The organism is Faecalibacterium sp. AF27-11BH, assembly GCF_003603005.1.
GTDB lineage: Bacteria > Bacillota > Clostridia > Oscillospirales > Ruminococcaceae > Faecalibacterium > Faecalibacterium taiwanense.
In genome coordinates, this window is the sequence record NZ_QVGS01000023.1 from 482 (window position 1) to 10,263 (window position 9,782).

The 9,782-nt window shown below is 46.7% G+C and carries 11 protein-coding genes and 2 pseudogenes; 3 read left to right on the top strand and 10 right to left on the bottom strand.

Annotated elements, in window-relative coordinates:
- Both DWY76_RS14280 and DWY76_RS13420 read right to left on the bottom strand, forming a co-directional pair.
- Positions 1 to 185, bottom strand: a 185-nt coding sequence (locus tag DWY76_RS14280) for a hypothetical protein (RefSeq protein WP_207665864.1), incomplete at its 3' end; no start/stop codon positions are given.
- Positions 186 to 237: 52 nt separating this feature from the next.
- Complete coding sequence (locus DWY76_RS13420) at positions 238 to 555, bottom strand: DUF3847 domain-containing protein (RefSeq protein WP_117472336.1); 318 nt, start codon at positions 553 to 555, stop codon at positions 238 to 240.
- Between DWY76_RS13420 and DWY76_RS13425 the strand changes: the two genes are divergently transcribed.
- Entirely contained in the window at positions 444 to 1,007 is a 564-nt protein-coding gene (locus DWY76_RS13425; protein WP_270193384.1) for a conjugal transfer protein, read from the top strand. The genes DWY76_RS13420 and DWY76_RS13425 overlap by 112 nt on opposite strands.
- A 46-nt stretch (positions 1,008 to 1,053) precedes the next feature.
- On the opposite strand, the gene DWY76_RS13430 is transcribed toward DWY76_RS13425, so the two are convergent.
- Positions 1,054 to 1,611 carry a TetR/AcrR family transcriptional regulator gene (locus DWY76_RS13430; RefSeq protein ID WP_005946872.1) on the bottom strand — a complete coding sequence of 186 codons (558 nt, stop codon included), beginning with the start codon at positions 1,609 to 1,611 and terminating at the stop codon, positions 1,054 to 1,056.
- Between the two features lie 179 nt (positions 1,612 to 1,790).
- Between DWY76_RS13430 and DWY76_RS13435 the strand changes: the two genes are divergently transcribed.
- Both DWY76_RS13435 and erm(B) read left to right on the top strand, forming a co-directional pair.
- The gene (locus DWY76_RS13435) at positions 1,791 to 1,874 is read left to right on the top strand and encodes a 23S rRNA methyltransferase attenuation leader peptide (protein WP_001814874.1); all 84 of its coding nucleotides are present in this window, start codon (positions 1,791 to 1,793) and stop codon (positions 1,872 to 1,874) included.
- A gap of 124 nt (positions 1,875 to 1,998) precedes the next feature.
- Complete coding sequence (erm(B), locus tag DWY76_RS13440) at positions 1,999 to 2,736, top strand: 23S rRNA (adenine(2058)-N(6))-methyltransferase Erm(B) (RefSeq protein ID WP_117477644.1); 738 nt, start codon at positions 1,999 to 2,001, stop codon at positions 2,734 to 2,736.
- 562 nt (positions 2,737 to 3,298) lie between these two features.
- On the opposite strand, the gene DWY76_RS13450 is transcribed toward erm(B), so the two are convergent.
- From DWY76_RS13450 to DWY76_RS13480, 7 genes and pseudogenes are all read right to left on the bottom strand, one after another.
- Positions 3,299 to 3,580 carry a DUF6061 family protein gene (locus DWY76_RS13450; RefSeq protein WP_117477596.1) on the bottom strand — a complete coding sequence of 94 codons (282 nt, stop codon included), beginning with the start codon at positions 3,578 to 3,580 and terminating at the stop codon, positions 3,299 to 3,301.
- An 88-nt stretch (positions 3,581 to 3,668) separates the two neighbouring features.
- Positions 3,669 to 3,986: pseudogene (locus DWY76_RS13455) on the bottom strand (toprim domain-containing protein); the annotation flags it as partial.
- A 60-nt stretch (positions 3,987 to 4,046) separates the two neighbouring features.
- Positions 4,047 to 4,784, bottom strand: coding sequence for a DUF4366 domain-containing protein (locus tag DWY76_RS13460; RefSeq protein ID WP_120081579.1), 738 nt, complete (start codon positions 4,782 to 4,784; stop codon positions 4,047 to 4,049).
- On the bottom strand, positions 4,771 to 5,040 hold the full coding sequence (locus tag DWY76_RS13465) for a DUF4315 family protein (RefSeq protein ID WP_120081580.1): 270 nt from the start codon (positions 5,038 to 5,040) through the stop codon (positions 4,771 to 4,773). The genes DWY76_RS13460 and DWY76_RS13465 overlap by 14 nt, the downstream gene beginning before the upstream one ends.
- Before the next feature lie 15 nt (positions 5,041 to 5,055).
- On the bottom strand, positions 5,056 to 6,801 hold the full coding sequence (locus DWY76_RS13470; protein WP_120081581.1) for a CD1108 family mobile element protein: 1,746 nt from the start codon (positions 6,799 to 6,801) through the stop codon (positions 5,056 to 5,058).
- Positions 6,798 to 8,387, bottom strand: a pseudogene (locus DWY76_RS13475) (DUF87 domain-containing protein); the annotation flags it as partial. The pseudogene DWY76_RS13475 and the gene DWY76_RS13470, both read right to left, overlap by 4 nt.
- A 36-nt stretch (positions 8,388 to 8,423) precedes the next feature.
- Positions 8,424 to 9,782, bottom strand: a 1,359-nt coding sequence (locus tag DWY76_RS13480) for a recombinase family protein (RefSeq protein WP_120081582.1), incomplete at its 5' end; no start/stop codon positions are given.

Consider the following 9,782-nt stretch of genomic DNA (forward strand, 5'->3'; position numbering starts at 1 on the left):
GCAAGATTGCTCTTGTGAACGGTCTGGAATCGTATTCGGTTGTGCTCGCCGCCTTGGAACGGAGTGCCGTGCGCTTCGGTCTCAGGCGGGAGCCGCAAAAGGATAGCTGCAAAGCAGCGCAAGGAAAATGCAGTTTTCCTTGGGATGGAATCGGGCTGGCGCACAAACGCCAGCTTCGATTTCATCGAGCCGTCTGCAAGACCGCAATTTCACCGGAACGGTGTATAATTGCGCCCTTTATTCTAAAGGGTTTTGGACGTTGCTTCGTTCGTGAACGTCATGCACCATCTTTGCAAGCGCCAGCACGACTTCAGGTTGACGGAATGAGATCTTCAAAAGCTCCATCACCTGATCGTCGGTCAGTTCTCCCGGACAGACCAGAAAGCTTTCCAGCATTCCGGCACGAGTACAAAGACGGTGCACACGCTCTCTCCGGTTCAGCTCTGACATCCTGCGTTCAAGGATCTTTTCCCGGTGCTGGCAAGAGCGCAGCTTCTGCTCCGCTTTGGCTTTCTCGCTGCGGAGATAGGCAAGGTTGGTTTTCGGTTGGGTCATGGCATCACGCTCCTTTACAAAATAAAGAGCCAAACAATCAGTATACTGTAAAAGTCCATGTAGACGCTGACGGGGATATGGTAATCATTCAGAACCCTACTCTTGCACCAGCAATCGAAAAATCAGACTATGAGCCTAAGACACCAGAAGCAGACGCAAGCGTGGACGCTGATACGGTAAATGACGCTACCGCATTTCTGGAAACATTCTTTAAGCTCTATCCAACAGCCACAGAAAAAGAGCTTGCTTACTATGTATCTGGAAATGTGATTGAGCCTATCGGCAGGGACTACCTTTATTCTGAACTGGTAAACCCTATCTTTACAAAGGACGGGGATAATGTGAAAGTTAAAGTAGCTGTAAAATTCCTTGATAATCAGACAAAGGCGACACAAGTATCACAGTATGAGCTTGTGCTACATAAGGATAGCAACTGGAAGATTGTAGGATAAAAGAAAAAGGCTTGCAGTTCTGTATTGATTTGCAAGCCTAAATATATTATTTATACTTCTGGAAAATCCCGACTAATAAAGTATCTATCGCTTCAGCTAATTCAAATCTAACTTTATCTGAGGCAGAAAAAGCGTTTCCTAATTGCAAAGTTGTATAACCGTGAATTATTCCAGTAAGCATATTTAATATTTCAAGTGTTTTGTCTTTGTTAAGACTGCACGATTGGATAAGAGTAGTTAATAATGAAAGATAGTTGTTAAAAATGGTTGCTGTTTCCTCTGTTCCGTGCCACACAGCCCATTGAATTGTTTCATAAACTCCGGGGTGTTCAATCATATAGTTTAGGTATTCGATAGAAACTAACTTAATTGCTTCTTTCCCTATTTTTCCAACGGCAATTTTCATCATTCTTTCATTCATGTCACGCATACCATTATGAGCAACTTCTAAAAGAAGATTATCTAAACTTTCTATGTGATTATATAAAGATGGTGTACGAATGTTTAATTTTTGAGCAACAGCTTTTAACGAAACGTTATTTAATCCTTTTTCATCTGCTAAGTCTGATGTTGCTTTTATTACTGCTTCTTTAGTGGTTTTCATAGTTATGCACCTCATTCAAAATATCATACAAACACAATTCTAGCTAATTGAATTAGTGTAGTCAATAACACAATTAGAAAATTATGATTATTTATTGACTTTCTTAAAATTTTGTGTATAATAGGAATTGAAGTTAAATTAGATGCTAAAAATTTGTAATTAAGAAGGAGGGATTCGTCATGTTGGTATTCCAAATGCGTAATGTAGATAAAACATCTACTGTTTTGAAACAGACTAAAAACAGTGATTACGCAGATAAATAAATACGTTAGATTAATTCCTACCAGTGACTAATCTTATGACTTTTTAAACAGATAACTAAAATTACAAACAAATCGTTTAACTTCAGTATTTATTTACAGATGTAATCACTTCAGGAGTGATTACATGAACAATAATATAAAATATTCTCAAAACTTTTTAACGAGTGAAAAAGTACTCAACCAAATAATAAAACAATTGAATTTAAAAGAAACCGATACCGTTTACGAAATTGGAACAGGTAAAGGGCATTTAACGACGAAACTGGCTAAAATAAGTAAACAGGTAACGTCTATTGAATTAGACAGTCATCTATTCAACTTATCGTCAGAAAAATTAAAACTGAACATTCGTGTCACTTTAATTCACCAAGATATTCTACAGTTTCAATTCCCTAACAAACAGAGGTATAAAATTGTTGGGAGTATTCCTTACCATTTAAGCACACAAATTATTAAAAAAGTGGTTTTTGAAAGCCATGCGTCTGACATCTATCTGATTGTTGAAGAAGGATTCTACAAGCGTACCTTGGATATTCACCGAACACTAGGGTTGCTCTTGCACACTCAAGTCTCGATTCAGCAATTGCTTAAGCTGCCAGCGGAATGCTTTCATCCTAAACCAAAAGTAAACAGTGTCTTAATAAAACTTACCCGCCATACCACAGATGTTCCAGATAAATATTGGAAGCTATATACGTACTTTGTTTCAAAATGGGTCAATCGAGAATATCGTCAACTGTTTACTAAAAATCAGTTTCATCAAGCAATGAAACACGCCAAAGTAAACAATTTAAGTACCGTTACTTATGAGCAAGTATTGTCTATTTTTAATAGTTATCTATTATTTAACGGGAGGAAATAATTCTATGAGTCGCTTTTTTAAATTTGGAAAGTTACACGTTACTAAAGGGAATGGAGATAAATTATTAGATATACTACTGACAGCTTCCAAGAAGCTAAAGAGGTCCCTAGCGCCTACGGGGAATTTGTATCGATAAGGGGTACAAATTCCCACTAAGCGCTCGGGACCCCTTGTAGGAAAATGTCCTAAGTGTGGCAACAGTATTTTTTCAATAAAATGCTTGAAGACAGAAACAGCTTTTTAATAAGTTTTTTGTGCAAATCTAATAAGATGTATAAAATGATTTGCAGAAATGTTTTAAAAAAGGAAGGATATTATATAAATCTAAAACTCAATGGTGTAAAATTGAAAACCCGTGTCCTTTCAGTGTCGCAAAGCTTTATTGATAGTAACTCGGAAACATATAGAATTGGCCTTATGTGTTCTAATGATTTGCGCATCTAAATCAAAAGACAGTCGATGGTACGGTTCGGAGCGAAGTATCAACAAATCAACAGCCCTCTATTTGCAACGACTGCAAATAGAGGGCTGTTTTGTTTGCTTTGGATATTTTAATTAAAGGTCAATCTTCTAATATGCCATGGTCACAGCCAAGTGAGAGATAATGCTCAATCTCACCACTCAGCACAAGCTGGACGTACTCTAAGGGCTTGTTATATAGTAGCCAGTCCAGTTCTGCTCGCTGCGCAGGGGTGTTGCCGTATTCGTCCTCAATGGAGATACAATCAATGGAAAGGGTGGTGCCATCTTCAAATCGGGCTTCCACCCGGTTGGTGTCCATGTTGTAGTGGCAGGAAAGCACTTTTTGAGAGTGATTATGGTCGAAATTCTGATTTTGTTTCATTTGAATAGCTCCTTTAATGACTTTGAAATTTGATTTTCAACAAAATGAGGTCTCTTTTTTCTTTTTCTTAAGTCACCTATCCGCACTATCCTGCATCCGTTGCGCAGATAATGCTCTCCACATCGGCGCGGTGCATGAGCTTTTTCAGGATTCCGAACTGCTTTTTTGTGCTGGCAGACACAAGGTACTGCCACCTTTGCGGCAGGATAGGCAGATCGGCTACATTCCATTTGACGTACTTTTCATCGTAGGTGCTGGGCGGAGCCAGTTCTACCAGATGGCCGATACACCAACTCACGATATAGCCGCTGCCCTCAAGGTAGCCATCCTGCCGCCCCTGCACCCCCAAAACCTTGGCGTAAGACATGGCAACGGACGGCTTTTCGGTCACGATCAAAATTGCGATAAGCGTTCCCTCCAATCTATTTCGGATTATGGTATGTAGGCGGCAACCGCCGCCCTAAAATCAGATAGGAGTTACATCCTGTTCCTCGGAAGTATCCTCATCTTCCGAATCATCCTCCGGGGGAATCTCAAAGTCACCCGTATCCTCGGTGTAGTCCACGTCCGGGTCAATAGCTTCTTTTTCTGCCTGTTTCTTGTTCTTCTGCTGGATGAAGAAATAGAAACCGCCGCCCGCTACCAGCGCGATCAGTGCCACGATACCGAGAAACGCCGCAGCATATTTTGTCACCTTGTTTTCTTTTGGAGCGTCTGCCGCTTTTTCCGCTTCCTCTGCGGCTTTCTTTGCTTCTTCCTCGGCTTTCAGCTTGTCCAGTTCAGCCTGCTTCGCCGCTTCTTTTTCAGCATTGTAGGCTTCTGCATCTTCTTCCTCCATCAGGGTCAAAAGGTCGCCTTCATCCACCAAATTCATGAAGTGAACGGTCTGCTGTCCTTTGGCATTGCGGTCGATTACCAGATAGAAGGTGGCACCCGACTTGCTCACCATCGTAATGAACTGCTGGCCGGAGCCGTCCGAATAATTGGTGTAGTAATCATCCACCAGTGTCAGATTGCCTTCCGGGGTCAATGCGCCCGTTTCCTCATCCGTAATGGTGACAGCATCTTCTTCCTCTACGATTTCCGGCAGGACAGGTTCTTCCACCGGGGTGGTATCGCCCTCATAGGCGAAAGCAGGAGCAGCCATGCCGATGCACAGCACCGCCGATACCAGCAGTGCGCCGAATTTCTTAATCTTCATCATTGACATCTTCCTCCTTGTCAAAAGTTGCACCCACAGCGGCCAGCGCAGCCGGGTTCGGGGTGGTGTTGGCTGACTGCCGCAGCAGGGCGGCAAGCTGTTCCGGGCTGACCTTTGCACTGCGCACCATTTCGTTCACCTCGGCGGCCTCGGCTTCCTGAATCCGCCGCTCCAGAATCTCAATGCGGTTGTTCAGCTTGATGCGCCGCTCTTTCTCTTTTTCGAGCATCGCCCGCAGTTTTTCCAGTTTTTCGCTCATAATAGAACCCTCCAATCATTTTGAAAGCCGTCCGAATCCGGCAAGATACTGTCGCCAGTAGGACGAGTGGATGTCAGCATATTTGATGGGGTCTCCGGCACTGACCATCATGCCATTACCGAGATAGATTCCGCAATGGCTCATCCCCGGCGTATCATACGTTCCTTTGAAGAAAACCAAGTCACCGGGCTTTGCTTCGGCTTCAGAAATATGCTGGCTCTTCTGCCACAATCCGTTGGCAGTAGTGCGCCCAACATCATAGCCGTTCTGGTTGTAGACCCAGCAAACGTAGCCGGAACAGTCAAAGCCAGTTTCGGGGGAACTACCGCCCCAAACATAGGGAGTGCCAACATATTTTTTGGCTTCCTCATAGATAGCGGCAAACTCCGTGTCAGTTAGAGCTTCCGCAGGAACCGTGTAGTCGATGCCGGGTGCGCCGGAGCCATCCGAGCCACCGGGCGGCAGACCGCCGTTGAACAGGTAAGGCCGACCGCCCAGCGTGTCCTGAAAAATCTCGTACCGTTTCCACTGATCTTCGGTCAGCTCTTCCCGGATAACAACTTCCAGACCCTTGTTTTCCAGTTTGGTGTGGAAAATCTTGTACTCATACGGCACCTGCGTAGGAACTGGGATGCCCGCAGGACTAATGACCCATACGGTCTTGTACCGAATCTGCACCTCGACCCACGTTGTCAGCTTGTACTGCTTTTTGAAAATCTCCTGCAACTTACCCTGCACTTCCGACCGGGTGTAATCGTCATACAGGGTAGTCAAGAAGGAAGTGAGCTGCCACGGGTCATGTTCGATGGGGTCAAGATGGTACTGGTACTCGTTGTAGCCCGGATGGTCTTGCGGAGTGCGCTTGATTTTTTTGTCCAGTTCCTTTTCTAGCTTCTTGTAATCCTGTTCTGCACCGCGAATGTCCCTGTCCTCGGCAGAATAAATCGTCTGCCCGGATACTTGGGTACTGCCCGAAAAGAGGATGCCGCAGGAGGAAAAACCAGACATCACCATCAGGATGAGCAAAACAAAAACGCCCACGATCACAAGAACGTGCGCGTTACTCTTTGCGGCGGTCATAAGGCTGTTTACTGCCGAACCGACCACAGATTTTCCCTTGTCCACTACTTGTTCTACACCAGACCGTGCGGCAGATGCACCGCCGGATACGGCTTTTTTGCTTCCAACGGTCTGTGCCGCTGTGCCACCAGACCGGGCTGCGGCATAGTAGCTCTGTCGAATGTCATGTTTCTGCCGCCATCGGGAGAGCCAATTGGAACCACCCTCACGGGTACCGATGCCGGAATCTCCTGCATTTTGTGATGCAGTTGGTTCTTGCGCAGAAGATTTTGCGGTTTTGGAGTTTTTCTTGCCCTGCACCTTGGCTTTCTTTTTCAGTTTCCGGGCATAGCGGCTCTTGGAAATATCGCGGACATTTCCAGCGGCCTTTTCACCCTCGCTCAACGCCTGCACACCGACATTATCTTCCTCATACTGGTCGATTTCCCGATGCACCGCAGTCCGGGCGGCATTGGCAGCGTACATCTCGCGCTTTTGCGCTTTGCTCAAACGGCTCAGTTCGTCCGGGGTCAGTTCTGCCTTGCCAAATCGCAAATGCTGTTTTTTTTCTGCGGCCTTGTCCGCATCGAGTTTCAGCTTCTTTTTTTTGGGCGTGGACTGCTCGACCCTCGCTTTCTTCGGGGGAGAGCGTGTCTTTTTGGCTGACGTTTCCTCTTTGAAGTTCAGCTTCGGATTGCTCATTCCTTTTTGCCCTCCGAAACCTCACCCAACTTCGTGGTCATGATGCGATACAGTTCCAAATCGGTGGGGAATCTGTCCACGAACGGGAGAATAACATTGCCGAAGAAAAGCAGTCCTTCACCTTCACCGGAGTGCGTCACATAGGAAAGCTGATGGGGCGAGATGTTGAGCTGCTTTGCGAGGATTTGACGGTCGCCAGCGGCCTGATTCAGCATGATGATCATGTCGCTGTTCTCGAAAATATTCTCGACCTCACGCGAAGAAAGCAGGTCTTTGACGTTCTGCGTTAATCCAGTCGGCACTCCGCCCCATTTTCTGAACCGCTTCCAAATCTCCACAGAATAGGCCGCAGTCTGCTCCTCTTTTAAGAGGAGGTGCATCTCGTCCATATAATATCGGGTGGACTTTCCGCTACTACGATTGGCAGTGACACGTCCCCAGACCTGATCCTGCACGATGAGCATACCGAGCTTCTTCATCTGCTTGCCCAGTTCTTTAATGTCATAACAGACGATTCTGTTGTTGACGTTCACGTTGGTGCGGTGGTTGAACAGATTCAGACTGCCCTTGACGTAGATTTCCAGAGCGGTAGCAACATGATGAGCTTCTTTCTCGTCCTGCTGGAGCAGGGCGTTGTACAAGTCCTCCAGAATCGGCATATTCTCCGGGCAGGGGTCAGCAAAATATTTCCGATAAATCAGATGCACACAGCGGTCAATGACCGTCTTTTCCACCGGGAGCAGACCTTCCTTGCCGCCGACAACCAGTTCGCACAGAGAAAGAATAAAGTCCGCTTTCAGGGACAGCGGATTATCTTCTTCCGAATAGTTGGCGTTAATGTCCATCGGGTTGATGAACTGGGTGCTGTTGGGGCTGATTTTAATGACCTGTCCTTTCAGTCGGTTTACCAGTGGGGAATATTCGCCTTCGGGGTCGTTGATGATAATATCATCATCCGTCACCAGAAAGGCATTTGCGATTTCACGCTTTGCCGAGAAACTTTTGCCGGAGCCGGGAGTACCGAGGATAAGTCCATTCGGATTTTTCAGCTTCTTTCTGTCCACCATAATCAAATTGTTGGAGAGAGCATTCAAACCGTAGTACAGAGATTCTTTGCCGGACTGGTAAAGCTCCTGTGTGGTGAATGGAATGAAAATGGCCGTACTGCTGGTAGTAAGGCCGCGCTGAATCTCAATCTGATTATCGGCCAGCGGCAGAGAGGACATAAGCCCCTGTTCCTGCTGGTAATCCAAGCGGCACAGATTGCAGTTGTGCTTCTGTGCGATGGAGCTTGCCTGAAAGACATTGTTTTCCAGTTCCTGTTCGGTACGCCCGGTGTTCAGCACGAGGAATGTCACCAAAAACATTCGCTCGTTCTGGCTCTGCAATTCTTTCAGCAGGGCTTTGGCATCACGGCCATAGGTCGCCAAATCGGACGGAATGATGTCAATATCATACCCGGCGCGGATTGCTTTCTTCTGCTCCTCAATCTTGCTTCTATCAAGTTCAGTAATCGTGCGCTTGACCGTTTTAATGGCGCGGTTTTGGTCAACGCTCTGAATGTGCATGGTGACAATCTGGCTGGAATGGTGTTGTTAAGAGAACCGTCCCGGCGGGACAGGTCAGGCAGTGACCTGTTCCACCTCCGGGATGGGTTTGAGATTAAAATGAATTTCGATAGAAATGTGTCTTGTTTTATCTTCGTCAATGCGCTCATGCACAACGATTTCTTTGATTAAGCGGTTGAGGGTGGCTGCGTCCAGCTCTGTGATGTTGGCGTATTCCTGAATGGCTTCCACCCATTGTTTTGCGTCATTGGCAAGCTGGACTTCATCGGACAGCCGCTTCCTGCCCTCGGACACTTTTTCTTTAAGCTCCGTCTGCTCGGTCTGTGTCTTTTCCAGCATGGTGTTGAAGTTCTGCTCACTGATACGCCCTGCAATCATATCCTCATAAAGCCGCATGACCATTTTGTCCAGAACCTCAATCCGTTCCTCGTCCCTTGTAAGGGAGCGTTCCATTGCTTCCCGCTGTTCCCGCTGCTCGGCTTCACAGGTATTGGTCAGGCGGTCGGCAACCGCTTCCCCGTCCATCAGGGCAGCTCTGGCACATTCCCGGATTTTCCGCAGCACATGGCTGTAAAGGGTGTCATAATCAATCCGGTGCTGGGTGCAGTGGTTCTTTCCAAAGGCATTGTAGGTCTTGCAGGAGTAAATCCGCTGGGGATGTTTGGCGTTTGTGTAGCGTACCGTCAGCGACTTCCCACACTCGCCGCATTTTAGCAGTCCGGCGAACAGGCTGATTTCATTTGTCTGCCCCGGACGCTGACGGGATTTCAGCTTATTCTGCACAATGTCAAAGCTTATGCGGTCAATCAGCGGTTCATGCTGTCCCTCCACCACAATCCAGTCCTCCGGCTTCTTTTCCCCAATCGTGCCGATTTTGAAGCGGTAGTCCTTTTTCTGGGAAGCAATCGCCCCGGTGTAGACGGGATTCATCAAAAGGTCTTTGATAACGGAGAAGTCCCACATATACCGCCCGTTTTCCGGGTCTTTCTTTTCCCATTTGGTGCGGGTATTGCGAAGCCCCCGTTCCCGGTTCCACCATGTGGGACAGGGGATTTTTTCTTCCTCCAGCCGTCTGCGGATATAGTTCGGACCATGACCGTTCAGGGCATATCCGAAAATCAGCCGCACAATCGGGGCGGTTTCCTCGTCAATGAGCAGATGGTTTTTGTCCTCCGGGTCTTTCCGATACCCAAACGGGGCAAGACACCCGGTAAACTGTCCTTTCTGCGCTTTCAGAAGATAAGAGGAATGGACTTTCTTGGAAATATCCTTGCTGTACATCTCGTTCAGGATATTCTTGAACGGGGCAATGTCGTTGTTATCCCGCAGGGTGTCGATACCGTCATTCATGGCGATATAGCGGACACCGTTTCTTGGGAAAAAGTCCTCAATCAAATGCCCGGTTTGCAGATA

What these genes read in the sequence shown, in the direction of transcription:
- DWY76_RS13435 (WP_001814874.1), top strand. Translation starts at nt 1,791, where the DNA reads ATGTTGGTATTCCAAATGCGTAATGTAGATAAAACATCTACTGTTTTG.
- DWY76_RS13430 (WP_005946872.1), bottom strand. Translation starts at nt 1,611, where the DNA reads ATGAAAACCACTAAAGAAGCAGTAATAAAAGCAACATCAGACTTAGCA.
- DWY76_RS13420 (WP_117472336.1), bottom strand. Translation starts at nt 555, where the DNA reads ATGACCCAACCGAAAACCAACCTTGCCTATCTCCGCAGCGAGAAAGCC.
- DWY76_RS13460 (WP_120081579.1), bottom strand. Translation starts at nt 4,784, where the DNA reads ATGATGAAGATTAAGAAATTCGGCGCACTGCTGGTATCGGCGGTGCTG.
- DWY76_RS13470 (WP_120081581.1), bottom strand. Translation starts at nt 6,801, where the DNA reads ATGAGCAATCCGAAGCTGAACTTCAAAGAGGAAACGTCAGCCAAAAAG.
- DWY76_RS13465 (WP_120081580.1), bottom strand. Translation starts at nt 5,040, where the DNA reads ATGAGCGAAAAACTGGAAAAACTGCGGGCGATGCTCGAAAAAGAGAAA.
- DWY76_RS13450 (WP_117477596.1), bottom strand. Translation starts at nt 3,580, where the DNA reads ATGAAACAAAATCAGAATTTCGACCATAATCACTCTCAAAAAGTGCTT.